The sequence below is a fragment of the Halomonas huangheensis genome (genome assembly GCF_001431725.1).
Taxonomy (GTDB): domain Bacteria; phylum Pseudomonadota; class Gammaproteobacteria; order Pseudomonadales; family Halomonadaceae; genus Halomonas; species Halomonas huangheensis.
In genome coordinates, this window is record NZ_CP013106.1 from 2,056,413 (window position 1) to 2,082,928 (window position 26,516).

General features: G+C 59.9%; 14 protein-coding genes. 2 read left to right on the forward strand and 12 right to left on the reverse strand.

The features are described from left to right. From AR456_RS09200 to AR456_RS09210, 3 genes are read right to left on the reverse strand one after another with little or no spacing between them, the layout of a single operon-like run. Complete coding sequence (locus tag AR456_RS09200; RefSeq protein ID WP_021817699.1) at positions 1–843, reverse strand: efflux RND transporter periplasmic adaptor subunit; 843 nt, start codon at positions 841–843, stop codon at positions 1–3. Next, positions 833–2,485 carry a TolC family protein gene (locus tag AR456_RS09205; protein WP_021817698.1) on the reverse strand — a complete coding sequence of 551 codons (1,653 nt, stop codon included), beginning with the start codon at positions 2,483–2,485 and terminating at the stop codon, positions 833–835. Before AR456_RS09205 ends, AR456_RS09200 begins: the two co-directional genes overlap by 11 nt. Continuing rightward, complete coding sequence (locus AR456_RS09210) at positions 2,482–14,559, reverse strand: VCBS domain-containing protein (protein WP_021817697.1); 12,078 nt, start codon at positions 14,557–14,559, stop codon at positions 2,482–2,484. Before AR456_RS09210 ends, AR456_RS09205 begins: the two co-directional genes overlap by 4 nt. A gap of 380 nt (positions 14,560–14,939) precedes the next feature. On the opposite strand from AR456_RS09210, the gene AR456_RS09215 reads away from it, so the two are divergent. After that, positions 14,940–15,905, forward strand: a complete 966-nt coding sequence (locus tag AR456_RS09215) for a GlxA family transcriptional regulator (protein ID WP_021817696.1) — start codon at positions 14,940–14,942, stop codon at positions 15,903–15,905. Positions 15,906–15,959: 54 nt separating this feature from the next. On the opposite strand, the gene AR456_RS09220 is transcribed toward AR456_RS09215, so the two are convergent. The 8 genes from AR456_RS09220 to tmpA all read right to left on the reverse strand — a co-directional run bounded on the left by AR456_RS09220 (position 15,960) and on the right by tmpA (position 23,841). After that, complete coding sequence (locus AR456_RS09220) at positions 15,960–16,709, reverse strand: ABC transporter permease (protein ID WP_021817695.1); 750 nt, start codon at positions 16,707–16,709, stop codon at positions 15,960–15,962. A 1-nt stretch (position 16,710) separates the two neighbouring features. Next, complete coding sequence (locus tag AR456_RS09225; protein WP_021817694.1) at positions 16,711–17,430, reverse strand: ABC transporter permease; 720 nt, start codon at positions 17,428–17,430, stop codon at positions 16,711–16,713. A gap of 55 nt (positions 17,431–17,485) precedes the next feature. Further along, the gene (locus AR456_RS09230; RefSeq protein WP_021817693.1) at positions 17,486–18,268 is read right to left on the reverse strand and encodes a transporter substrate-binding domain-containing protein; all 783 of its coding nucleotides are present in this window, start codon (positions 18,266–18,268) and stop codon (positions 17,486–17,488) included. A 72-nt stretch (positions 18,269–18,340) separates the two neighbouring features. After that, positions 18,341–19,195 (reverse strand): amino acid ABC transporter ATP-binding protein, encoded by an 855-nt coding sequence (locus tag AR456_RS09235; RefSeq protein ID WP_021817692.1) that lies wholly within the window; start codon positions 19,193–19,195, stop codon positions 18,341–18,343. Beyond that, a complete protein-coding gene (locus AR456_RS09240; protein WP_021817691.1) occupies positions 19,192–20,382 on the reverse strand; it encodes a pyridoxal phosphate-dependent aminotransferase in 1,191 nt (396 codons plus the stop codon). Before AR456_RS09240 ends, AR456_RS09235 begins: the two co-directional genes overlap by 4 nt. Then, on the reverse strand, positions 20,379–22,034 hold the full coding sequence (locus AR456_RS09245; protein WP_021817690.1) for a 5-guanidino-2-oxopentanoate decarboxylase: 1,656 nt from the start codon (positions 22,032–22,034) through the stop codon (positions 20,379–20,381). Before AR456_RS09245 ends, AR456_RS09240 begins: the two co-directional genes overlap by 4 nt. Continuing rightward, complete coding sequence (locus tag AR456_RS09250; RefSeq protein WP_021817689.1) at positions 22,031–22,714, reverse strand: HD domain-containing protein; 684 nt, start codon at positions 22,712–22,714, stop codon at positions 22,031–22,033. Before AR456_RS09250 ends, AR456_RS09245 begins: the two co-directional genes overlap by 4 nt. Next, positions 22,711–23,841, reverse strand: a complete 1,131-nt coding sequence (gene tmpA / locus AR456_RS09255; protein ID WP_021817688.1) for a 2-trimethylaminoethylphosphonate dioxygenase — start codon at positions 23,839–23,841, stop codon at positions 22,711–22,713. Before tmpA ends, AR456_RS09250 begins: the two co-directional genes overlap by 4 nt. Before the next feature lie 280 nt (positions 23,842–24,121). Here tmpA and AR456_RS09260 point away from each other — a divergent pair, with 280 nt between their 5' ends. Then, the gene (locus AR456_RS09260) at positions 24,122–25,159 is read left to right on the forward strand and encodes a GlxA family transcriptional regulator (protein ID WP_021817687.1); all 1,038 of its coding nucleotides are present in this window, start codon (positions 24,122–24,124) and stop codon (positions 25,157–25,159) included. Here the strand turns inward: AR456_RS09260 and AR456_RS09265 are convergent. Beyond that, positions 25,131–26,387 carry a TauD/TfdA family dioxygenase gene (locus tag AR456_RS09265; protein ID WP_021817686.1) on the reverse strand — a complete coding sequence of 419 codons (1,257 nt, stop codon included), beginning with the start codon at positions 26,385–26,387 and terminating at the stop codon, positions 25,131–25,133. The genes AR456_RS09260 and AR456_RS09265 overlap by 29 nt on opposite strands. Positions 26,388–26,516 lie beyond the last annotated feature (129 nt).

The following is a 26,516-nucleotide window of genomic DNA, read 5'->3' on the forward strand; positions in this document are numbered from 1 at the left end:
CTACTCGGAGGCCGCGACAGTGTCTTCAAACAACATTCTGGCACTGCCGGTCATTCCCGGCCTCAATTCTTCATGCGCGCTATCCAGCCTGGCTTCCAGTGCGACTGTCTGCGCCACGGCGTCGATGCGTGCGCTGATGGCACTCAGGGTGGCGGTATAGGTCTGTTCAGTTTCATTGACCGTTACCTCGAGCGCCTGGCCAACCTGGAGTTTCGGCAACAGTACCGAGGGCGCATTGAGACGCACCTTGAGAGCACCATCGCCGACCAGATCGACGATCGGGGTGCCGGCACTCATGGTCTGATACGCCTTGACGTGTACCCGTGCAATGCGGGCATCAAAAGGCGCTGACAGCGTACATTGATCACGTTCGACCGACGACAGGTTGAGGGCACTCTGAGACTTTTCGACCTCGGCCTGGGCGACAACCACTTCATGATCGCCAACCGCATCAAGTCGTCTCAAACTGCGCTTGGCATCAAGGTTGAGGCGTGCCACCGAGACTTCGGTGCTGGCAGCATTGACTCGCGCCTGCTGTATGCGGCAGTCGAAGCGTGCCAGCACGTCGCCCTCACTGACCGTATCACCGAGGTTGACGGGCAGCTCCTCCAGGGTGCCATCCATACGGCTCGAGAGCGTCGCTTCCTGTTGAGGCGCGAGCAGAACCCGCAGGCGCAGGGATTCGGGGGATTCGCGTACTTGTTCGATCTGGCGCTGCTTTTCAGCGTTGGCAGCAGGAGGCACCTCCTGCTGCTGTGCCAGAACACTGAATGGCAGCGATGAAATGGCGACAACCGCTGCCAACTGTGACAGAAACCCATGAGGTTGTGGGTTACTGAGCATTGCCACCTCCCTGTACCGCAGGTTGGCTGGCAGGAGTCGTAGTGGTTGCAGGTGTTTGCGGTTCGACACGCTTCAGGGGCGCGCCGTAGGAGCCGTCAGCGTTGCCGCTCGGGTGCGAAGCAATGATGCCCTGTGTTTCGTGGATGTTCATCGAGCTTTCCAACGCGGAGGCAAGGGCCTGCACGCTATGGTCTTCTATGGTGTCGGGCATGACATCGACACCCACCGAATTGAACAGTCGTCCCCATGCCGCCTGGGCGCGGGAATAGGCGGCTTCGCGGGAGTACTGCGACAGCAGGTAGCGACTCTGGGCGCGGATGACCTCCAGCTCCGAGCCGATCGAGGTCGAGGCGGCAGCCCTGGAATAGTCGAGCAGATCCTCGTCGACTTCGAGACTTTCGTCGGCGTACTTGAGCTCCTCGAGGGCCAGGTGGTAGCGCAGAGCCCCGACGCGCACCTGTGTCAGTACTGCCATCGACAAGGCTGTGCGGCGCAGCTCATCGACATCCGATTGGGTCTGCTGGGCGTCGTTGAGGTCCGGATACTGCAGCAGGCGCAGTAGGTTGAGCGAGACGTTGACGCCGCTCTGCGCCCAGTCGTTGTTGTACAGGTAGTCGTTGGAATCGTACTCAAGGCCAGCGCTGACGGTGATATTGGGCCATAGGCGCAGCTTGGCAGCTTCAAGGTCGGTCTGGTTGACGCGTTGGCGATACCATTCCTCCATGATCTCGGGGCGCTGCTCGAGGGCGATCTGTTCGAGTCGTTCGATATCACGAACTTCCGGGGGCAGTTCCGGCTCCGGCATATCGGCCAGTTCCAGACGCGTGCCTGGTGGCAGCGACATCAGCGCGGCAAGCTCTGATTGGGCGAGCTCGAGATCCTGGCGACGTGCGGTCAGTAGTGAGGTCGAGTCCAGCAGCGCGCGCTGGTAAGCCAGTAATTCCTGACGCGGCAGCAGTCCCTGGCGCTGGGCTTCACGTGATGCGTCCAGTGCCACCTGTGTGCGTGCCAGCAGCACATTGAGCTGCGGAATCAACTGCTGGGCAGCCAGCGCGCGCCAATAGGCATTGCGCACATCCCGTAGTACGTTCTGGGCGACCTTGCGACGGCGTTCCTCGGCCATCAGCATCTGGTCGGCCTTCTGCTGGTTCTCGTAATAGGCCAGGCCGAAATCGAGTAGGCTCCAGCTCAACTCCAGCCCTGCTGTGGTGCGATAGCGTTCCTCCGAGGTAGAGGGGCGCAGACTCTCTTCGCCATCCTCGATGCCGATCGATGTACCCCCGGAGTCGTTGCTGCGGTCGCTGTAGCCCGCGTCGGCGACCAGCTGCGGCAACAGTTCATGTCGTGACACATCTCGCAGGTCTGATGCCAGCGCGCTCTCCATCAGCTTGAGCCGGTAGTCGAGGTTGTACTTCAGCGCGCGTGCTGCCGCCTCGTAGAAGGTGATCGGGTGAGCGATCGGTTCTTGTGCCGTGTACATCTTCGCCTGGTCACTGATGGCGCGTTGGCGAACCTCCTCCTCGGTATACGGATTGATTTCCAGGCTGGAGCAGGCGCTGAGTGTCAGGCTGGCAGCAATGGCTGCCCCCAACGCGGTAACCGGGAAACGAGCCAGACGCAGTGAGGGGGTAGCAGAGGTCATGAATCAGACTCCAGTGTCAAAGGGGCGATACGAAGATTCGAGGTCTGCAATTGCTGACGGAAACCGAGCGCGACGGGAGGCTCTACCTCTTCCACCGTGCTCCATTCTGGAATATCAGCATTGTCTGCCTGTTGTTGTTCGGTGCGTACCGCACCGTCCGTGGGTAATGCTTGACGATCATCCGTGTTGGAGGCTGTTGCTGGCCCGTCATCAACACCAGCATCTTCATTGGGTCGGAAGCCTTCCAGCATAGTGCTGCGTGTGGCGGCCTCGATCGATGGGTCCGGCAGTAGGCCGTCGGCCGATAGGCTGGTGCGCCCATGGCGCCCAAGCAGTATCAATTGGTCCTGCTCATGGAAGGCCTGGCTGACGGCGACCATCTGTCCCACGAATTGGCCACCGACCTTGCCGAGATCGGCACCGACCAGCGTCATGGGCTCCAGCGGGCGCACCAACCAGGGGTTTCCGCTATCGCTGAGACGTAGATAGTTGGTTATCTCGATATTGTTCAGCTCGACCTCAGGCGTGATGTAGACGATCGGCTCGAAGCCGAGATTCAGCCCGGGGCGGGAGCCCAGGGGTGATGAGCCCTGATAATAGGGATCTGCGTCGCCGGCTGTTGGGATGTAGGGGGCGGCGATATCGAGGGAGATGGTCAGATTGGCGGTAGCAGGAGCGCCCGCGAGATCGCCGATGCGGTAGACAAACACATCCTGCAGAATCGCTCCGCGTCCCGCTGCCTGCAGCACCTCGCTGTTGCTCATGTCGATGACATATTCGTAGCTGCCATCGGTGTTGAGAATCAGGGTGCCATAGCGCCCGTCAAGAGACTGTCCGGCGGCGGTGACCGCATCGTCATCTATCGGCCGTACATCGATAACCTCACGACTGTCGCCGCCATCGACATCGCTGTCGTTGGGCAGCACATTGCCGGTAGCCTGGGGAGCAGGGGTCTGATCCGAAGCGACATTGCTGTCATCACGTGCCACCGGGTTGTCATTGGCCCCTTCGAGGACAATGGTCAGTCGAGCGCTGGAGGTATCCCCAGCGGTGTCGCGCATCACATAGTCGAAGCGCTCGGTCAACGTCTCGCCAGCGGTACGCAGCGCCTGTACTGTCGGATCGTCGTTATTGACCTCGTAGCGGTAGCTGCCGTCGGCGTTGATGATCAGAGTGCCGTAGCGACCCTGAAGTGTCTGACCAGCGCCAGCCGTGTTGTCTCCCTGGCGGAAACTGACCACAGTCTTGCTTTCGCCGTACTCGGTGCCATCGACATCGGTGTCGTTGTCGAGCACGTTGCCGGTGGGGTCGACACCCGGAGTACCGTTATCGATGCCGCCGGCCTCGACGGCAGTGGTTCCATCGTCATTGGCAATCGGGGTGTCATTGGCTCCCTGAATGAGAATGCTCAGCACTGCTGAAGTGGTGTCACCAGCGGTGTCACTAATGATGTAGTTGAAGTTCTCGGTAAGGGTCTGTCCCGCAGTACGTAGCGCCTGTACATCGGGGTTGTCGTTATCGACCTCGTAGCGATAGCTGCCGTCGGCATTGAGCACCAGGGTTCCGTACTGTCCCGTCAGGTTCTGACCTGGCTGAACGCTGCTGGCGCCCTGGCTGACGTCGATAACAGTAGTGGTCTCACCTCGGTTCGGCCCATCGACATCACTGTCATTATCGAGCACATTGCCGGTCGGGTCCGTCCCCGGAGTACTGTTGTCGCTTCCACCGGCCTCGACGGCAGTGGCGGTGTCATCATTGGCCACCGGAGTATCATTGGCGCCCTGGATGACGATCGTTAAACGTGCGGTTGAGGTATCCCCGGCGGTATCGCGCATCACATAGTCGAAGCGCTCGGTCAGCGTCTGGCCCGCAGTGCGCAGGGCCTGTACGGTCGGGTTGTCGTTGTCGACCTCATATTGATAACTGCCGTCATCATTGATGAGCAGCGTGCCGTAGCGGCCCTGGAAGGTCTGGCCGGCGAGGGCGCTGCTGCCACCCTGGCTGACACTGACTACGGTTTTCGTTTCACCGTAGTCAACGCCGTCGACATCGGTGTCGTTATCGAGCACGTTACCGGTCGGGTCGGTTCCTGCCGTGCCGTTATTGATTCCACCGGCCTCGACGGCGACAGCATCATCGTCATTGGCAGTCGGGGTATCGTTACGGCCATCAATGGTAATGCTCAACTCGGCGCTGGCCTCTGCTCCCCAGCGATCATCCATGGTGTAAGTAAAGACATCCATCAACGTCTGGCCGCTCTGGCGCAGGGCCTGAACCTCGGGATTGCTGTCATCGACCTCGTAGATATACTCGCCGTCACTACCGAGAATCAGGCGCCCATATTCGCCCTCAAGATACTCGCCAACCGTTCCCGCAGTACCTGTGCCATCGGCGCTACCGGTGCGGATGCTGATGACTTCAAGGTTAGGGCCTCCGGGTGCCGGGCCGACATCATCATCGGGGTCCTCATCGTTATCCAGCACATTGCCGGTGGCGTTCTCACCTGGACTGGCGTTATCCAGACCGCCGGCTTCAATGGCCGAGCCGGTGTCGTCACCAGCGATGGGCGTATCATTGCCCCCGCGAATGATGACTCGTAGCTGGGCAGTGTCGACCAGACCACCCTGGTCCACGGCTTCATAGGTGAAGTAATCGTTGAGAAAATCGGTAGCATCCAGGGCGATGACGGTGGGGTTGGTATTGTCGACTTCGTACAGATAGCTGCCATCGGGGTTGATGGTCAGCATACCGTACTGGCCGGCCAGGCTGAGTCCTCCCGGCGGAACTGCCAGCAGAGGACCGCCAGCAGATTCTTGTCCAGCGCGGACAGCCCCCACTGACAGACTGTCATTACCGTCGACATCGGTATCGTTATCCAGCACGTTGCCATCGGGATTGCTACCGGTGCCGTTGGGATTCTCTGCAACGGCGTAGGCCAGATCATTGTCAGCTACCGGCGCGTCCCAGGCGCCTTCGATGGTCAGGGTCAACTGTGCGACGTCGGTAGCGCCGATGGTATCCAGCATGCGATAGCTGAAGGTCTCGGTCAGTGATTCTCCTTCCACCAACTGCTGCACGGCATCGAGGCTGTTGTCGATGGCGTAGGTGAAGCTACCGTCGGCATTGATGGTCAAGGTGCCGTATTGACCGGCAATTTCGGTGCTGCCGGACACGCCAGTGAAGTCACCGCCAGCTGCTTCGCTGCCGGTACGAATGCCATTGACTGCCTTGGTGTCTCCGTCATCAACATCGGTATCGTTGTCGAGCACATTGCCGGCCGGATCAGTCCCCGGAGTGGCATTGTCGATACCGCCAGCCTCGACGGCGGTGGCGGTGTCATTCTCGGCCACCGGCGTATCGTTGGCCCCCTGGATGACGATCGTTAGAAGGGCGGTTGAAGTATCCCCGGCGGTATCGCGCATCTCATAGTCGAAGCTCTCGGTCAGGGTCTCTCCCGCAGTGCGTAGGGCTTGAACGGTCGGATTATCGTTGTCGACGGTATATTGATAGCTACCGTCATCGTTGATGACCAGCGTGCCGTATTGGCCCTGAATGGTCTGCCCGGCGAGGGCACTGTTGGCCCCCTGACTGACACTGACTACGGTTTTGGTTTCACCGTAGTCAATACCGTCGATATCAGTGTCGTTGTCGAGCACATTGCCGGAAGGGTCGACACCTGCAGTGCCGTTATCAATGCCGCCGGCCTCCACGGCAGTGGTGTCATCGTCATTGGCGATCGGGGTGTCGTTGGCCCCCTGGATGGTGATGGTCAGCACCGCTGAAGCGGTGTCTCCATCGGTATCGCTGATGATGTAGTCGAAGTTCTCGGTGAGTGTCTGTCCCGCGGTACGTAGTGCTTCTACTGCCGGGTTATCGTTGTCGACGTCATATTGATAGCTGCCGTCGTCATTGATGACCAGGCTGCCATATTGGCCCTGGAGGGTCTGGCCGGCGGGGGCGCTATTGCCACCCTGGCTGACACTGACTACGGTCTGTGTCTCCCCATAGTCGGCACCGTCCACGTCCGTGTCGTTGTCAAGCACATTGCCGCTTGGGTCTGTGCCGGGAATCGTATTATCGACTCCGCCTGCCTCGACCGCAGTTGCGGTATCGTCAGTGGCTTCCGGGGTATCGTTGCGGCCTTCGATGGTGATGGTCAACGAGGCACTGGTTTCGGCACCCAGCGGATCAAGGGCGGTGTAGGTGAACACCTCATTGAGTTGGTCACCTGATGTACGCAGTGCCTGAACATCCGGGTTGTCGTTATCCAGCACATAGCTGTAGCTGCCATCGGCATTGATGGTCAGGGTACCGTAGCTGCCGGTGAGCGAGCTTCCTGCAGTGGCCGTGGTGGTGTCTTGGGCAAACTCGCTGACTTCCAGGGGCTGGCCGTCAATATCCGTGTCATTGTCGAGCACATTACCGGTTGGGTCGACGCCAGCCGTGCCGTTGTCGATACCGCCAGCCTCGATGGCAGTGGCCGTATCATCGACCGGGACGGGCGGATCATTGGCGCCGGTGATGGTCACCACCAGCTGTGCGAGGTCGGTATTGTCCGCCGTATCGACCAACTGGTAAGTAAAGGTTTCGGAAATGGTTTCGCCAGCAGCCAGCGCCTGGACATCAGCATTGTCGCCGTCCACGACATATTCATAACTGCCATCGGGATTGACGGTCAGTGTGCCGTAGGTACCGATGACATCTGTGCTGGCAGCTACGTCAGTGAGTGCCCCTCCGGCATCTTCGGTGCCGGTACGGATACCATTGACCGTGAGATTGGTGTTGGGGCGGTCGATGGCATCGACATCTTCATCGACACCGTCGCCATCATCATCACTGATCAGATTACCGCTACCGTTGACCGCTGGGGTACTACCATCGGTAGATGGCGCCTGGGCATCGGTGGTGTTATCGGTGGCGAGCGGGTTGTCCTGGTTACCATCGATGGTGATGGTTAGATTGGCGATATCCAACAACCCGCCAGCATCGACCACGGCATAGCTGAAGGTTTCACTGAGGGATTCGCCATTGGTGAGGCGTTGCACATCGACATTGTCGTTGTCGATCACATACTCGTAGCTGCCATCGGCACCCATGGTCAAGGTGCCGTATTGACCAACGATGCTGGTACCGTCGCCACTGGTGGTGCCGGTACTGACATTGAAGAACGGGCCGGTGGCATCCTCGTCACCGCTGCGGATGCCGTTGACGACCTTGGTCTCGTCGAAGGCGTCGACATCGGTGTCGTTATCCAGCACATTGCCGTTGGCATTCTGGCCGCCAGTGGCATTGTTGACGCCGCCGGCTTCAATGGCAGTGCCTGTGTCGTCCTCGGCTATCGGGGTGTCATTGGCGCCCTGAATGGTGACGCTGATGGCGGCTTGAGCGGTGACGCCCTCCAGATCGGCAATCTCGTAGACAAAGTTTTCCTGCAAGGTGTCGGAAGACAAGCGTAGCGCCTGGACGTCGGGATTGTCGTTGTCAACGATGTACTGGGCGAAACCATCGCTGCCGACAATCAGCGTGCCGTACAGGCCAGCGATCTCGGTTGGTACGCTGGGGTCGCCGTCGACCAACTGCAGGCTATCGGCATCGACGCCTACCTGGGTGACGGTCAGAACATCGCCGTTGGTGGCGATATCGACATCGGTATCGTTGTTGAGCAGGAAACCATTGGGATCGACACCGACCTGGTTGTTGTCGGTACCGCCGGCCTCGACGGCGATGCCGGTGTCGTCGTTGGCCACGGGGTCGTCATTGACGGCATTGACGGTGATGGTCAGGCTATCGACATCGGTCAGCGCATCAGCGGTTTCCCCGGGGATGCCATTGCCTTCACTGGCATCTGGATGATCACCAAAGTTGCCCTGATCGCTGGTGGTGATGGTCAGGGTATCTTCGCCGTTGAAGTTCAGATTGCCCTGATAGGTGAGGCTATCGAGGGCGGCATTGATCTGGGCCACGCTGCCGGTAATGGTCAGCGTAGCGGTGCCACTGCCGGTGACCGTTGCATCGCCGACATCGGTGATATCGAGCGTGCCTTGAGTCACTTCCAGCACAACCTGATGGTTGTTGGCTCCTGCCTGACTGGCCGGGTCACGGGCATCGGGGTCGCTGATCGACAGACCATCGATATCGATGACGGTGTCTTCATCCCCAGTTGCCGTGGCGCTATCCACGCCTTCATTGACCGGGGCTTCGTTGAGCTGCACATAGCCGATATTCGCCGGGCCAGTAGCGCCTTCGGCCAGGTTCACGCTGATATCGGCAAGGCTGCCATCGCCGTAGGTACCGCCATCGGTGTCGTAACGCGCGCGAACCTCATCCGCATCAGCGTCGGTGAATTCGTTGTCAGCGATGATGCGATAGAGGCCGGTTGGCAACACCCCAAATTGATAGCTGCCATCGGCACCGGTCTGAATGGTGAACTCGCCGTCGTCGTCATTGCCGAATACGCCGTCATTGCCGGCCCAGGCCAGGGTCACGGTACGGTCGGTAAAGCCGGCTTCGCCAGCATCCTGGCTGCCGTTGGCATTGTTGGTGTCATCCCACAAGGTGCCTTCGATAATGCCGAGGCCTGCACCCTCGCTGAGGATGTAGTCGTTGAGGCCACCGCTGCCATCACTACTGTCACGCTCGCCGTCGGCGGTGCCATCTGCTCCGACCGCGCTATCACCATAACCGGCGAAGTCTTCGGGTAGGCTCGACCAGGTCAGGGTCGCCTGAGCATCGGCTTCGGCGACGACCGCGTCGTTGGGCACATCGACGCTATAGTTCACCGTCACTTCAGTATCCGGATTGAGCTGCTCGAAGGCGAGGCTGATGCCATCTGCGTCTGTGGTCAGGGTAACGCCCGGCGGCAGGGAGTCAGGCGCATAACTGTCGCCACCAATGGTGATGGTATTGACGGTGTAGTTGCTGCCATCGGGGAAGGCGTCGGTCAGCGTTACATCGTAGGCGGGGGCCGTGCCGTTCTGAGAGAAGCTGATGTCTACCGTGGCATTGCCGGTAGCGTTGCCGACGCCGGGATCGAAATCGACCACGCTTTTATCGAGACCGGTAAAGCCGGGCTCGACGATGGTTTCAGTAAGGGTTTCGCTCTCACTGCGTGCCTGGCCGTTGACGGAGTCGCTGGCGGTTACAGCCAGCTGTTGGCCAGCCTGGTTGGTGTCGATGTTATTGACGCGGACATTGAATTCGATGCTGAAGCCTTCGAGGTCTGCATCGTTGCCATCAGTGTTGCTCAGGTTGCCCAACGAGAACACCACATCCTGGCCATCGAAAGTCACAATACCCGCCGCAATGGCCTCGGTTAGCCAGTTGTCACCAGAGATCAGTTGGGCTTGGTCAGAGTCTTCGTTGCCGGAGACCTGCTCTCCACCAAGGCCTATCGACGTCCCGATGCCGCTGTCGGAGATCAGCGCCAGGGTGATGGTGCTGGGGTCATCGATGAAACTCAGGCCATCGGGCAACGTAACGCGCAATTCGTAGTTATCGAGGTCGCCCTCTGGAATCAACACCGTGGCGCGGTAGCGAATGATCTCACCGACAGCGACATCCTCACTGGGGCCATCTGTCGGATCTGCGGCGTTGGTATCATCGAGGCCGCCAATTCGCGATAACTGGATGGCGGCTGCAACCGGAATTTCCAGTACGTTGCTGGTCTGGTAATCGTTGAGCACACCGCTGTTGAGCTCACCATCCACCCCGGTACGCTCGGTACCGGCACTGGTGGTGACCTCGTCATTGAGGCTGGTCCATTGCACCGAAGCATCGCTGATCAAGTTGACCGCATCCGGAGCATCGGCGGTGACCGTGCCACTAATGGTAATGACGATATTCTCGCCATCCGCCAGGTCGATATTGGCGCCATCCATGGACACCAGTTGACCATCGATGATCTGGAAGTCGCCATCTGCGGCGCTACCGCTGACACTGACGATATCCAGACCTTCGAGCTGTGCGGGTAGGTCGGCGAGCACCGACAGATCGAAGGCATCGGTGCCGGAGCTGTTATCGAGGGTGATGGTGAACTCGACCGCATCGCCTTCATCGATACCAAAACCCGGATCGACGGGAACCGTCAGTGCCTGGTCGATGGTCACCGTCGGCTCGACAATGGTGATGGTGGGATTGGCGTCATCATGGGAAACATCACGGATAACGGCGGTATCACCGTTGACCTCATCGCCATCCGGGTCGGAGTAGCTCAGCTCGACATCATTGGCCTGAGCCGTGCCTTGCTGATTGCCTTGCACGTTATCGGCAATCAGGCGCAGGCGGATGACAAAGCTGTTGTTGGTGATGTCATTGTCTGCGTTGGCGACACTGCTACTGAAAATGATGGTGCCGGTGGCCGGGTCGAAACTGCCAACCGTGACATCTCCGGCGAAATCTGCACCCAGTGCACCGCTTCCTGCTTGAGACAGGATCAGTTCGTAACCCTGGTCAGTATTGAACGTGGTGTCGACCGACATGCCCGGCGGCAGCAGGTCATTGATGTTGAGTTCCTGCGTAGAGCCCTCGGGCAGGGTAACGACGATGTCGTAGTCCATGCTCTCGCCGACCACCAGGTTGGTGCCTGTGGTATGGCCTTCGCTGGAATCATCTTCGCTGATCCCACCATCGGCGAAGCCGATGCTGACCTCGGGTGCGGCGACCTGTTGGTTGGCATCATCGCTGAGATCGTTGGGAGTAAAGTCTTCCCCATCATTGACGCTGGCATAGTTGGTCAGCGTCGCGGTGCTGCCCATGGTACGGCTGGCGGCAACGGCGGCAACTACCTGCACGTCATAGGTGATAACGATAACGTTGAGGCCGCTGGTGTCGTTGGCGGTTCCTTCACGTCCTGCCAGCAGTGTGGCGGTGTTATCGGCATCGAGCAGGGTAATGGTATTGCCGTTGACTTCATAATCAGTACCTTCCGTCAGCACAGTGCCGTCGCCACGGGAGAGGATCAGATTGGCGGCGTCCAGACTGTCGCCGACAAAGGTCAGATCATCGGGCAGGTCCACGGTGGTGGTGACATCGTAGGCACCGCCGCCACCGCTGTTCTTGAGAATCGTTGCCAGGCGCAAGGTGTCGCCGGCATCGATGTCGCTGACATTGCCATCTCCCACGCTGGGGTCGGTGACGGCACCAGTATGAGGGTCACCGGTAGAGCCGGGATCTGCCCAGTTGCCATCGGTGCCGGTCACGGTGCCGTTATCGGAACTGACTACACCATGCGTAATATCGACGACCGGCTCGGCCACCGACTGCACACGAACCACATCTTCACTGACCAGTAGCGTCTGCTCGATAGTGGTGGTCTGACGCGACTGGGCCAGCACATCCAGCGAGCGTTGGTCGGCGAAGGGTTGGTCGCCCACTGTCATGGTGAAGTCAATGGCGATGGTGCTGGGGTCGGCGGCATCAAGGTCAGCGAAGGTGAAGATCAGCGAGTTGCCTGGCCCGCTTTCGACATTGGTGATCTCGCCCTCGTGGGTGTTGGCGGCATTGATCGCCCAGGTTCCAGGGCCATCACCCTCGCTCCAGTCGATACCCGAGGTATCCAGCAGCGGCAGCGGCAGATAGACGATCAGCTGGAAGTTTTCGTGATCGCCGGTAATCAGCTCATAGCTGACGGTGAAGGTCACTTCCTCGCCGGGCGAAAGCTCGGTATCGCCGCTGGGGATCTCGATATCGACGTTGCTGGTGGGCACAGTGGTTTCGGTGTTGGAGTTGTCGCTTTCATCGAAACCCGTGGTGTTGTTCTCGTCGATCAGGATATCGGCGCTGACCTCAGCGCTATTGCTGACGCTGTCGCCCTCGTTGAGCGCGGGATGGTCAACGTCGGTGGCATATTCGTCGTCGATGGTGGTGGTGTAGGCAATGCTGGCGCGGGTAGCGGTGCCATCAATGGTGTTGTCGAGCGAGGCGTCACCGGCCAGCCAGGGCTGGTCGGGAAACGCCTGCTGCATGGAGGCAGCAATATCAAACACCAGCGTGGTGGTGCCATCGCCGTTGTCGGTTTCGGTGTAGACGAGATCGACAGTGACATTCTGCTGCGTATTACCGTCTCTATCGGAGAAACTCACCGTCATGGTCGGCGTGCCTTCCACCGTTTGGCCGTTACTGACGGTGTCGGTGATCAGGAACTGTCCCTGGTCCTGAGTGTCGTTGCCGAAGGCGAAATAATCCGACAGCGTCATTTCAAGCTGGTACTCGAGGGTATCGCCTGGCGTCAGGCCTGTCGTGCCGGTGTCGGTGATGATCGTCGCTGTCTTGTGCAACGCGATGGACTTGGCGGTAAAGCTGATCGGCTCACCGGTTCCACTGAAATCGACGGTGCCACCGCCATCGGGTTCGTCACGATCATCGATAGGATCCCAATCGCCAGACCCGGTGGGGGCATCGAAGGTGATGGTGACGTCATCGCCGGTGTCCGGATCGAGAATCGGGTTGCCGTCGGCATCCTGTTCCGGGACATAGAATTCTATGGTGCTTGATTCAGCACCCGTAAGAGTGGCGTATTCGACCGTATATTCGGTGATGAACACATCGTCCCGGTTGATCATTGTCTCGATCACACCCGGGTTGGTAACCACCTGGCCGCTGGCCAGTGTGATCGAGGTCAGGGTGCCGTTGCCGGGATCGATGTTGGTGACCTGAACATTGGTCGGCACCGGTTGGGTAATCACCACGTTGGTGAGCGCCTGGGTATTGGGATCAATGCCCGCAGGTCGAATGGTGGTCGTCAAGCTGTGAGTGTAGTTTTCACCGGTGGCGGTCTCGTCCTCGGTCATGTTGAGGGTCTGATCGACTTCAATTACCGTCGGCGTGACGGTAATGACCGCTGGATTGGTGCCAATGATGCTGGGGTCGTCCTGGGGGTTGTCGAGGGAGTCGTGGCCCAACTCGAAGCCGCCGATGGCGGTGATATCCAGATTGGGAGAACCATCAGTGGCTGAGGTATCGGCTAGGTCACTCAGCGTGGCAGTAAAGGTCACGTCGATCGCCGGTTGATCGGGACCAAAGCTGGCGAAAGGAATCTCGACGACGACCAGCGTATCGCCGGGTCGGTAGCCATAATCGGCGGCATTGATGATCACCGCATTGCCGTTGGAGTCCTTGGCAACCGGGTGTTCCGCCTGGCCGTTGTCATCGAAGGTGATGGTCGTAATGGGTAGATCACCACCGACATAGTTGGCCGAGGTGACGGTGATGCCATCGTCGATTTCAGCTCCAGCGCCGTCCTTGCCGGTGGTTGGTACATAGAGATGGATAAAGGGCGCGTAGCCGACTTCAGTGGATGTATTACTGAAGCTGACCGTGAACTCGAAACTCTCGCCCAGCGGCACTTCCTGGCTGGTTGCGCCCAGCGAAACCGTCGGAGCAGCAGGCAATAGGCCATTCATGGTCGCCAGACCGTCGAGGTCAGTGCCGGTTTGTTGGTCGATATCGCCGCGAGTGGTTTCCAACTGCCAGTCGCCACCGAAGCGTGCTTCACCGGTATCATCATTGGAGGCGGCGACATCAGCGCCAGTGGCATCGGCGAGGCTGTCGACCAGTTGCTGGCCAGTCGTGCCGTCGCCCACCTGGCAGCCGTAGAGCAGCAGGTCGGCATCGGCGGTCAAGGCATCGCGCCATTGCCCCAATTGCTGTTCGAGTTGCGGCAGGGTATCGCCACTGACGTAGCTGGTGCCCAGCTGAAACTGTCCTTCGGCACCATGGCTGAAGATCTCGACACTCTGCACACCGTCCATGCCGGCCAGTGCCGAGGTAATGGAGTCGATACCATTATCACCAGCATCGACTACCAGCAGGGCGGCGTCGGGCGAAGTGTTGTCGATGATGGTCTGTCGCTGAGCTGGGTCCAGCCGCGCATCCACCACCACCAGATGCTTCTGGGCACGGTTGGCATTATCCGCTGTCTTCGCCTCACTGGCCGTATTGGCTTCGACATGACGATCACCATCCTGCTGGTTGTCGTCGGAGCCATGGTCCTGATCTACCGCCGCAGCCGCGGCACCGTCAAACAGCAGTCGAGGCTCAAGCGCAACCAGGCGAGAGCGGGGACGAATTCCTTTCATGACGACTCCGTCAGCTAGATTCCTGCACCAGCCAATGACAAAACATAGCCAGTGTCTGCGTTAGTCCGGGTACACTGCCGACAGCCGTTGAGTTCAGGACTGCCTGCCGAGCCGCGGCTCGCCTTTGCCATGCGCTGATCAGCACCCTCCAGACATCAGTAGATCAACATCCCGCATCTTGACCCCGGCGGCACTGACGCTGAATGATTCGCATGTTTCCATGCCCCCGTCGCGCGGAGCGCAGGCTTTTCCTGCGCCTGGAGGCATGGATCTGACAATTGATAATTAGCGTAGTCCAATTACATGAAATATGAGTAATTGAAAAACGTGACATTTTCGCCGCCGATGGTGGTAGTGACTGGGCAACAGGAGGTAGTCGAGTGCTGAACAATGTGGATATCCAGGGCACCGAACATGTTGGCTTTCTACTGCTGCCGGGATTTTCGATGATGGCGTTCTTTTCCGCTGTCGAACCGCTGCGTATTGCCAATCGGATGGCGGGTCGCAGGCTCTATGAATGGACACTCATCGGGCTGACTGGCGAGCCTGTGACCGCCAGCAATGGCATGACGTTGATGATCGATCATGCGCTGGCGGACGTTCGTCATCTGCCATCACTGGCGGTGTGCAGTGGTTTCGAGCCAGAGCAGTGGATAGGCCATGGTCTGACGGCGTGGCTCAATCGGTTGGATCAGGGTGGATGTCGCATTGGGGCGCTCGATACCGGCGCCGTGGTACTCGCCGAGGCAGGGTTGCTCAGCGGTGAAACGGTGACATTGCATTGGGAGTCGCTGCCTGCCTTCAATGAGCGCTATCCCGGTATCGACACCTGTGACGAGCTGTTTCTTCTCGGCGAGCGACGTTTCTTCTGTGCCGGAGGGGCGGCGGCCATGGATATGGCGCTGGAAGTGATCGCAAGGCGACACGGAATGGCGTTGGCGGTGGAGGTTTCCGAGCAGTTGATTCATGACCGGTTACGCTCGCGTGGCGATCATCAGCGCATGACGCTGGCGCGCCGGCTGGGCAGTCACAACCCACGGCTGGTCGAGGCGGTAGCGCAGATGGAAGGGCATGTGGAAGCGCCGTTATCGTTGCAGGTCATCGCCCAGCGTAGCGGTATCTCCGAGCGTCAGTTGCAACGACTGTTCTCCGAGACGTTGGGTACTACTCCAGGCAACTGGTACTTGAACATACGCCTGACACGAGCCCACTACCTGCTGAAGGAAACCGATCACGATGTGCTGGCGATTGGCCTGGCCTGCGGCTTCAGCTCGCCTTCAACCTTCTCGCGAGCCTTCCGCCGACATTTCGGTTATTCCCCTCGCGAGGTGCGCAAGCGCTCGTGAAAGGCGGGTGGACCCCGCCTTATTGTTCGTTTCATGGTATGCCAGCAGTCGGTTTTATGGTGTTTGGGGTGCGGTTGCAGTGCGTCGCCACCATTTGCTGCTGCGTTGGGGCTTCATCCCCGGGAAATTATGTTCCACCTGGCGCAGAATCAGCGTCAGTATCACCGTCAGTAGCAGGTAGATTGCGGCAATCAGCAGCAGTGGCTCATAGGTGAGGAAGGTCTCATCACGAATGATGTTGGCGGCCTGCAGCAGGTCCATCATGGCGATGGTCGACACCAATGGCACTGACTTGAGCAACAGGATCATCTCACCGGTCAACGTTGGCAGACACAGTTGGATGGCCCGTGGCAGCCATAGGTGAATGAACACCTGGAAGGGCGACAGGCCAAAGGCACGACCGGCTTCACGTTCGCCTGGCGGCACGCTGAGCAGCGCGCCACGCAGCACCTCCCCGGTATAGGCGCCTACCGAGAGAATGAAGGTGAGACTGGCATAGAAGAACGGGTCGCGCAGCAGGTCCTTGAACGGACCCTGTTCGGCCAGCGGCAGGCCTTCCAGTAGACGACCAACGCCGTAATAGAAGAAGAACAGCTGCACCAGCAGCGGGGTGCCGCGCATGACGATCGAAATCCCCTGGGCCAGCCACGCCAGAGGACGGGGGCCCTTGATACGGACAATCGCCATGAGCACTGCCAGCAGTAAACCGCCCACCGCCGACACCAGCAGCAACCACAGGGTACTGACCAGGCCTTCAAGCAGATATTCGCGGTAAAAGGGATCACTCAGCCAACTGAAATCCATATCAGGCCTCCTCGGTGTTCAGTGCTGGCTGGCCACGGCGCACGCGTTGTTCGAGTCGTTTGAACAATGCCGTCGAGCTCAGAGTCATGATCAGATAAAGCACGCCCGCCGCGGAATAGAACAGGAAGTGGGAGCGTGTGCTCGATGCTGCCTGCTGGACCGTGAAGAACAATTCGCTGTAACCGATGACGCTGATCAGTGCGGTGTCCTTGATCAATATCAGCCACAGGTTGGACATCCCGGGTAGGGCGTTGGGCAATAGTGCCGGTAGCGTAATGCGATGGAAGCGCGCCCAGGGAGAGAAGCCGAAGGCATCGGCGGCTTCCAGTTGGCCGCGAGGTATTGCCAGAATCGCTCCGCGCAGCACCTCTGTCATGTAGGCGCCCTGTACGAATGCCAGTACACCTACCGCAGTAACGAAGCCATTGATGGTGACTGCACCGCTGAAACCCAGTTGGTTGGCGAGTGCCGTGAGTGCCTGCGACCCTGCGTAGTAGAGCAGAATGATCAGCAGCAGTTCGGGCACCGCCCTCACCGCAGTGGAGTACAGGGTGCCAATCGCACGCAGTGGCGCCCAGGGGCTCAAACGGCAACCTGCACCGATCAACCCGAGCACCAGACCGATGGCATAGGCCAGCAGCGCAATCTCGAGCGTGGTCAAGGCACCGGACAGAATCGGGCCCGCCCAGTCGGCGAGGCCCTCTTGAGAAACACTATTCATATCAGTCCATTAGAGGCTTGTCAGTCTGTTGCAGAACACTGAGACAGGACTCTCCTCATTCGTCGCTGATACAGACGTCAGTACCGAAGTACTGCTCGGAAAGCGACGAGCAGGTGCCGTCGGCATTGATTTGGGCGATAGCGGTGTTGAGCGAGTCGGTAAGCGCGTCATCGTCCTTGCGTACGCCAATGCCGACCCCCTCACCATAGGCTGCGTGGTGAGGCGCAGTCGCCTTGATCTCGAAACCGTCAGCTTCATCGCGTTCAACGAACTCGCGCATGGCAATCTCGTCGGCGAGGATCACGTCGAGACGACCCGCGAGCAGGTCGCGATTGACCTGTTCGGCCTGGTCATACAGGCGTACATCGACATCCTGGTCCCGCAGGGCACGGCGAGCGAAGGTGGCGTTGGTGGTTGCACTCTGCACACCGAGTACCTTGCCGTCGAGGCCCTCCGGCAGCTCATCGGTAAAGTCGGTCGCGGCGACATAGGCACCGGGCGTGAAGTAGTACGGGGAACTGAAGTCGATCACTCGCTGGCGAGCCTCGGTGATCGACATCGAGTTCATGATCATGTCGATACGGCCGGATTTCAGCGAAGGAATGATCCCGCTCCAGCCGGTGGGCGTGATTTCACACTCGCGCTGCATGGCGTCGCAGATTGCGTTGGCCAGTTCGACCTCGAATCCGGTCCATTCGCCATTTGAAGAGGTGTAGGTAAATGGCGGATAGGGCTCGGCGGAAATGCCGATGCGTAGGGGTTCCTCGGCCTGAGCGGAAAAGGTGATGCTGGTCAGGGCTGTGGTCAGGACGGTCGCGGTCAATAAGTGGAGTTTCATCAGGAGCTCCTGGTTATTATGTAAATGTTCGTTATATGGGTGCTTGTCGAAGGCACCCGGTACGCAGGCCGGTCAGGCCGCTGGAGCAATGAAGCGACGACAACGCGTGTTGCTGCTGTGGAACACCTGTTCGGGCGTTCCTGCGGCACCGATAACGCCTTCATCGAGAAAGATCAGCTGGTCGGAAACCTCGCGAGCGAAAGCCATTTCGTGAGTCACCATCAGCATGGTGCGGCCTTCATCGGCGAGGTCACGGATCACACCGAGCACTTCGTTGACACGCTCGGGGTCCAGTGCCGAGGTTGGTTCATCGAACAGCAACACACTGGGTTCCATGGCCAGCGCTCGAGCAATCGCCACTCGCTGCTGCTGTCCGCCGGAGAGGAAGGCGGGGTAGCTGTCAGCGCGTTCGGCCATTCCTACGCGTTCGAGATAATGAAGAGCGAGCTTGTTGGCCTGCTGTCGCGACATTCCCTTGACGCGAATCGGCGGTTCACTGACGTTGCCGAGTACCGTCAGGTGCGGCCAGAGATTGAACTGCTGGAAGACCATGGTGGCCCTCGAGCGTAGGCGTTGTATTTGGATACGGCTGAGGCCCTGGCTGGTGGCCTGGGGGTTGCGGTCGAAGCAGATACGCTCATCCGCAATCGCCAGCTCACCCTGGTCAGGGCGTTCCAGCAGATTCATACAACGCAGTAGAGTACTTTTTCCTGATCCACTGGCACCGATGATGGTAGTGACCGTGCCTTCGTCAACCGTGAAGGAGACATCGCGCAGCACGGAGAGTTGGCCATAGTTCTTGACTAGATGACGCGCTTCGACGGCGGGTGTCGGGCGCGTATCCGGCGCGTTGGATGCATTCACTAAGTGGGATGCATCCGTGGAGTTGGACTTGTCCGTGGGATTGGCAATCGGCGATGGAGTCATAGGCACTCGGAGCTGGTGGAAAGGCATGCCTCGGCGCACTGCCGCAGGCGGAGACTGGCCTGGGTTAGACGCTCGGGCGATTGAGTCAGACTGAGGCGGATAAAGCCTGCCGCGGAGGGACCAAAGGCCTCTCCCGAGAGTGCCGAAATCCCATGCTCATCAAGCAGGCGATCGGCAAACTCGGCAGAGCTGAGACCGGTGCGGCGAATATCGACCATCACGAACATTCCTGCATCTGGGCAGATGGCTGTCACGGCATCGCTGTGTGCCAGGGCCTGGCAAACGGCATCACGGCGCTGGCGATAGGCATCGCGCATGACCTCGAGTTCGCCATGATCACCCTTCAGTGCGGCGATGCCGGCATCCTGAATGAAGTCGGGGCAGCCATACAGCATACACAGGGCGAGGTTGCTGAGGTGGCCGATAAGTGCTGGTGGGGCCATCACCCAGCCGAGGCGCCAGCCGGTCATGGCGTGGGACTTCGACAGACTGCTGATCACCACGGTGCGGTCTTCAATTCCGGCCAGTGACGCGGCGCAGGTGTGGCTGCCGTCGAAAACGAGATCGGCGTAGACCTCATCGGAGATCAGCCACAGGTCGTGTGCTCGGCATAGCTCGGCAATCGTCTGCCACTGTTCCGGCCCGATGCTGGTACCCGTCGGGTTATGCGGGCTGTTGAGCAGAATCGCGCGCGTTTTGGGCGTAATCGCGGCGGTGATGTCGGCAACATCGAGTTGAAAGCCGTTGTCGGCGCGCAGCGGCACCTGAACCAGGCTGGCGCCGGTTGACTGGATCACGGCCTCGTAGGTCACATAGCCGGGTTCCGGCACGATCACTTCGTCCTCAGGGTCCAGCAGACACTGTGCGGTGGCGTAGAGCCCACATTGGGCACCGGCGAGGACGATCAGTTGATCCGCGGAGGCGTCGACATCGTACTTTCGGTAGTGGTCGACGATGGCCTCGCGCAGTGCCTGCTTGCCCTGAACATCGGCGTAGTGAGTGTTCCCCGCATACAGGCTGTCACGGGCAGCATCCATGATGCGTGCCGGGGTAGTGAAGTCCGGGTCTCCCACCGAGAGCACCGTGATATCGTCACCGGCCTGTTGGCGCGCCATGGCGCGATAATGAATGTTCCAGGCGGCGGCGCCTTCGCCAGCGATTCTGGCGGTCAGTTGCGATACCTTCATGGATTCCTCTTCTGTTCCGACGACAGCGTGTTCGGTTGACTGCATCGCACGGGATCGAGGGATGCCTGCCAGCGGGCAGCATCGACTTCGATCACCAACACGTTGTCGCTGTCATGCAGTTGTTTCAGGGCGCTGGCGAGTTGGGATGGCGTGCCGACATCGATATGTCGGCAGCCAAAACCTTCGGCCACCGCGGTGAAATTCGGTGCCTTCAGGTTGACACCGAGGTGGGCGACGCCGTCAGCGCTCATGTAGCGGCGAATCTCGTCGTAGCCATCGTTGTTCCAGATCACCAGTGCCAGCGGCCTGCCCAGATCCCTCGCTGTACCAAGCTCTCCCAGTACGAATTGCAGGCCACCGTCACCGACCAGCGCCACCACGGGGGATTGCGGCTGAGCGATGGCGGCACCGAGAGCGGCCGGCAGAGCATAGCCGAGGGTGCCGAAGCCGGTAGCGGCGTTGAACCAACGGCGCGGCGCATTACGTCGTGCGATCATGTTGCCGGCGTATACCGGTCCAGTGGAGTCGCCGACGATGATCGCTTCGGGAAGAATCTCGTCAAAGGTGTCAAACAGCGGGACATACTGGGCCAGATCGGGATCCTGTTCCAGTGCCATGACCTCGCGAACAGCGTCGCTCCGTTGCCGGCCATGGCGCTGTTGTGCAGTGACCTGTTCCGCCAGCGCAGTGGCCGCAAGTCCGATATCAGAGACGATCGCCAGGTCAGCGGCATGGTTGCGAGCCAGTTGACGAGCGTCGATATCGACACGTACCAGTTTGCCTTCGACATGGAAGCCATCATCGAAGACCAGGTCGTAGTCGGTTTCACCCAGTTCGGTGCCCAGCGCCAGTACCACATCCGCATCGCGAATCAGCTCGCGGCAGGCGGAGTGGCTTGCGTTGGCGCCGAGATCCAGGGGATGGCTGTTGCCGAGGATGCCGCGCGCATTGATGGTGGTCAGCACCGGAGCATCGAGGCGTTCGACGAGCGATTGCACGGCCTCAGGCGCTGCGACGGCGCCACCTCCGATCAGCAGGAGTGGCCGGCTGGCTTCATTGAGCCATTGCTGCGCCTGGCGGATGGCAGCAGGGGCAGGACCTGGAGGATGAAACGCAGCAATGCGCGGTGCCGCCTTGCTGGAGACCTCGGCGGCCATCACGTCCAGCGGTATCTCGATATGCACCGGGCCGGGACGAGCACCGCGCAGCACGGCAAACGCCTGGCCCATGACCTCGGCAAGATTGTCGGCATCGAGCAGGGTATGGCTGAAGCGACTGACGCCGGCCAGAGTCTGTTGCTGGCTGGGCATCTCATGCAGGTGACCGTGGCCCAGTCCCAGTTGGTGACGCGCGTTGACACTGGAAATCACCAGCATGGGGATGGAGTCCGCCAATGCCTGGCCCATGGCCGTGGCGATATTGGTCATGCCCGGTCCGGTGATGATGAAGCATGCTGCAGGACGGCCGCTGGATCGGGCGTAGCCATCCGCCATGAAGCCGGCACCCTGTTCGTGACGCGGCGTGTAATGCTGAAGCGGACTATCGGCCAGCTCGCGGTAGAGCTCGATGGTGTGCACACCGGGGATTCCGAAGGCAGTGTCGACGCCGTAGGCATCAAGCAACTGGATCAACTGTTGGGCACAGGTGGTCATGCTCCGGACTCCTCAGGGTTGGACGCTGCAGATGCCGCGTCTGAACTGGAAGCAGGGTCTGAACTGGAAGCAGAGCCAGCGACGCTGACGGTCGGCAGGCCGCCGAAGGGCGCCCGTCCGAGGACACGCTCGACCATGGGAATGAAATCTTCCAACGCCAGGGTGTCGTAGTCGGGATCAAAGCTGGTTTGATCCCATTCGTCGCAGAAGCGCACGGTGCGTTCGTAGGCAGGGTGGTCACTCCAGGCGTCCCGAGCGTGCCGATCCTGTCCATAGAACTGCCGATAGTGATAGCCCTGAAAGAGCTCGTGATGGCGAATCATCCAGGCATTGAGCGGGTCGATGAACGGTTCGAGTATCGCCGCCGCAATCTCCGCATGGTTGGCTGGCGCCAGGTCATCGCCGATGTCATGCAACAGCGCGCAGACCACGGTTTCCTCATCGGCACCGGCACGTAGCGCACGGGTAGCTGTCTGCAGGCTGTGCTCGTAACGATCGACTGGGTAGCCGTGATGATCTCCACGCAGGCGTTCAAGGTGTAGCAACACCCGACGGCTGGCGTCAGCCTGAAAACGATGAAAATGCTGGTCGATCACGGCCCAGTCGCTGTGACGGCTTTCATCGAAGCGGCGAAAACTCGCCTGTGCAAGAGGTCTTGTCGATGATGACTCGGCACTCATGCCACGACTCCCTGATGGTTTGTATTCAACTGGTCGCGTAGCCATTGGCGGCGGCTCTGGGTGCTGTCGCGGTCGACATATCCCTGGCGCAGGTGGCGGACGCCTCCAGAAAGCTGGAAGGATGTGCGGCCATGCAGCAGGCGGTAGTTGTCCATAATCAGCATCTGGCCGGGGTTCAGCTTCAGCTTCAGCGTCAATTCGTCGCTGGTGATCAGGCGATAGAAGGACTGGCGTGCCGCGTAGTAATCGCGAAGTTGCTCACTGGGCAGTGCCGCCACGCGCTCCGTGCGGTTGTTGTAGCGCACACGCACCACCTTGTTGTTGCCGTCGGTTTCGATCAGCGGCCCCGAGCTGTCCAGTCGTGTGCCGTCGTCGTGGTAGCGAAAGTCGGGACGCACCCGAGTCAGGCAATCGAAGGCCTGAGGGTCTTCCACACGCAGTCGGCGCGCGGCCTCGAAACCGTCGACGAGCGTGCTGTCACCGCCGTCGGCAGCATTGGTAAGGCAATGCAACCAGATAAAGCCCGGGATGGGGTCGCGATAGGGGTTGTCGGTGTGCGGCTCCAGTCCTCGCTGGGTCATGGTCAGGTCATAGGCATCTGCCACCGAGCGGACGTCGGCGATGCCGCCCCAGTTGGTTTGACGCAGCGGACCGATACGATCGATCAATGGCTGCATACCATCGACCTCGCAGGGAACGTCATCGACCCTCACAAAGCCATAGCGATGTAGCGCTTCCAGCATCGCCAGCAGAGCTTGATCGTCGGCCATGGCCGCCGTGAAGCTCGCTTGTGGCACGCTCTCCAGGTTGGCATCCCACAGACTGATATCTTCCCCGGTGTGAAGGGCATGGGACTGGTGCAGATCTTCGATCAGGAAGCTGGCGGTGTGGCCATCACTGAAGCCCAGAACCAGCGACCCATTGTTGGTCTCCAGCGTGGTGATACTTAGGTCCAGCGGCAATTCAGCAGCTTCAATCAAGCGTTGGCCGGTCAGAGGGTCCAGAGTGTCAGCGTCAGGGGCGCGTTCACGGAGCCAAAGGGCATCAAACAGCAGATCGCCACTCGGACTGGTCAGGGATAACTGGCGCCCGGCATCGATCAGGCGTGGTGAGGCTTGGGAGCTCATCAGGCATTGCTCTCCGCGGTTGGCTCTGTTGTTGAAGTAGAACCGTTGAAGTTGAACAGTTGAACAAGTGATGGTGCCGCAAGTGAGCGCTGGCGCATCGTGCGGCAAGGTATTGCTGTGGCACGGTCCGGTGCCGGGTAGAACTCGTCAGTACAGGGTCTTGTCGTTGTGAAGACTCTTATCATTGCTGTATTGGCTGCTGTGCTGACTCGTTTACCTTACCCTCGCTAATTGGTTATGATTTGATGAAATTCGCCATAACCTTGTCGGAAATCGCCACATGTCGGACGACACCGTCTATCCTTATCCGCGCCCGGACTCCCCACCTCTACTCTCGCCTGACGATGCAGAGACCACGCTCAATGTCTGGTTGGTGCCGAAGTTTTCGATGCTGACGCTGTTCTGTCTGCTGGAGCCACTGCGGGTTGCCAACCGTTTTGGCCGCAAACTATTTGCCTGGCGATTGCTGTCGGCAGATGGGCAGCCGGTGACGGCCAGTAATGGCGTGTACATCGATGTCGATGGGGCAATTGGCGATCTGGAGATGGAGGCGCCGGGGCAGACCTGGCATAGCGAGTCGATCACGCGGCTGATGGTAGTGTCGTCCTGGGAGGCAGAGGCAACCGTTACTGCCGAGGATCGTGCGGTGTTGCGTCGACTGGCGGCGCATGGTGCCTGGCTGGGCGGCATGGACACCGCGCCCTTTATTCTGGCTCGTGCCGGGGTGCTCGATGGGGTGAGGGTGGCCATGCACTGGGAAAGCTTGCCGGCGTTTCGTCAGGAGTTCCCCTCGATCAGGGTCAGCACTGCGCGCTTCGAATGGGATAGCGACCGGCTTACCGGTGCCGGCGGCTCTGCCAGCATCGATATGATGCTGATGTGGATCGAGCAACGCTATGGGCCGTCCCTGGCGGAAGCCGTTGGTCGGCAGATCGTCCACCACCGTACGTCCGAGGAACAGCCCGATAACCAACTGCAACATGATTCCCGCCTGCCACGTACGGTAGTAAGGGCGTTGGCGGTGATGGAAGCCAACCTGGCTCCACCGCTTGCGATTCCCGAACTATGTCGGCTTGCTGGACAGTCGCAGCGTCAACTCACTCGACACTTCCAGAGCTGGTTCAAGGAAACGCCCAGACAGACGTATCTGGGCATGCGGCTGGACGTGGCACAACGCATCCTGGCCGATAGCCACGTCAGCGTGACTCAAGCCGCCATGGCGGCGGGTTTCAGTCACCTTGCCACCTTTTCGCGCGCCTATCGGCAGCGTTTCGGCGAACCGCCCAGTGCTACGGCTCGGCGTGGGCAGGCGCACTGAGTTCATCGCCTGCCGCTGCGACGAGTTGCTCGCGTCGGCGACGCTGCACGATACGGTAGCGTGAGCGAATCTCGTCACGCTCCAGGTAACAGCCCTGCAGCCAACGATGGCCGGAGTCCCCGGAGAAGGCATCGCGTGCGTGGAGCAGGCGACGGTTGTCGAAGATCACCAGGTCGCCGGGCGCATAGGTGAAGCGAAGTGCGAAGCGTGGTTGGCGTAGACGCTGCTGCAATGCCATCAGCGCTCGGTAGGCGGCATCGACTTCATCGAAATTCGTCATCAGCGGACCGCGTAGAAAGTCGGCGATGCGCACTTCCTCCAGTTGGCCCCGGTCGTCGAGCACGATCATCGGTGAGTGCCAGACGTAGTCGGTATTGCGCGAGGTATTGGCGAAGCGCCATTGAACTCGCGTCAAGGTGTCGAAAGCGTCTGGATCTTCCTCACGCAGTGCTTCGGCTACTGCAAAACCATCCAACATCACGGCCTGACCGCCACTGACACTGTTCTCCAGGCAATGCAGCAACTGCAGCCCCGGATGATACTCGCGCGTCGGTAGATCGACATGGGGTGGCAGAGCAATCGAGGTGTAGGCGTTGGAGTCCGGATCGTGCTTGGCCTTGACGTTGAACAGGGTGCCGAAGTTGGTACTGCGGATCGGTCCGATTCGTTCGGCGATATGCGCCAGAGTACCGGGCTCCGTGGGAAGACCACGTAGCCTGACCAATCCTCGACCGAGAATCGCTTCCAGTGCCGGCGTCAGGACTTCGGCTTCTTCTCGACTATCGGGGGTGGTATCGAGCCAGCCATCGGCTTCAAGAGTCACCGGAGATTGCTCCGGACCTCCAAGCCAGGTCGTGACGGGCACCAGAGGTTGCCTGTCATCGATGGTGTTGTCGTAATCGTGATAACGCAGCCAGCCGGGATGAAAGCGCAGTTCAATGGCTTCGGGGGCGATCCCCACGACCAGTGCCCCGGACGCATCGATATGGCAGTTGTCGATCTCCGGCCAGGCGCTCAGCGTGGACAGGTCGAGGATACGTTCGCGGGTGGCGGGATTGACGGTGCTGTCGTCAGCTGCGTTCTCGCGCAGCCAGACACTGTGATAGCGGCTGATGCGGCCGTCGTCCCAATGCAGGGTGACGAGACGTGCGTCATGGCTGACATCGGTAATCTGGTGGGTGACCGGCCAGGCGTCGTAGTCAGGTGTGGCAGGCAATGAGGGATGCACGGTGACGAACTCCTCGACTGAAGAATGGAGCGAGATTGCAGTGTCGTCAGCATGGCCTGGCGCTGGGGTGATTACTGTGCACGATTCGACATGCGATGTGCACGATTCGACATTTTGCTGCTTGGGCAA

Coding starts and splice junctions, on each gene's coding strand:
- AR456_RS09235 (WP_021817692.1), bottom strand. CDS start 19,195: ATGACTCCATCGCCGATTGCCAATCCCACGGACAAGTCCAACTCCACG.
- AR456_RS09250 (WP_021817689.1), bottom strand. CDS start 22,714: ATGAGTGCCGAGTCATCATCGACAAGACCTCTTGCACAGGCGAGTTTT.
- AR456_RS09200 (WP_021817699.1), bottom strand. CDS start 843: ATGCTCAGTAACCCACAACCTCATGGGTTTCTGTCACAGTTGGCAGCG.
- AR456_RS09240 (WP_021817691.1), bottom strand. CDS start 20,382: ATGAAGGTATCGCAACTGACCGCCAGAATCGCTGGCGAAGGCGCCGCC.
- AR456_RS09230 (WP_021817693.1), bottom strand. CDS start 18,268: ATGAAACTCCACTTATTGACCGCGACCGTCCTGACCACAGCCCTGACC.
- AR456_RS09245 (WP_021817690.1), bottom strand. CDS start 22,034: ATGACCACCTGTGCCCAACAGTTGATCCAGTTGCTTGATGCCTACGGC.
- AR456_RS09205 (WP_021817698.1), bottom strand. CDS start 2,485: ATGACCTCTGCTACCCCCTCACTGCGTCTGGCTCGTTTCCCGGTTACC.
- AR456_RS09220 (WP_021817695.1), bottom strand. CDS start 16,709: ATGGATTTCAGTTGGCTGAGTGATCCCTTTTACCGCGAATATCTGCTT.
- AR456_RS09260 (WP_021817687.1), top strand. CDS start 24,122: ATGTCGGACGACACCGTCTATCCTTATCCGCGCCCGGACTCCCCACCT.
- AR456_RS09225 (WP_021817694.1), bottom strand. CDS start 17,430: ATGAATAGTGTTTCTCAAGAGGGCCTCGCCGACTGGGCGGGCCCGATT.
- AR456_RS09210 (WP_021817697.1), bottom strand. CDS start 14,559: ATGAAAGGAATTCGTCCCCGCTCTCGCCTGGTTGCGCTTGAGCCTCGA.
- tmpA (WP_021817688.1), bottom strand. CDS start 23,841: ATGAGCTCCCAAGCCTCACCACGCCTGATCGATGCCGGGCGCCAGTTA.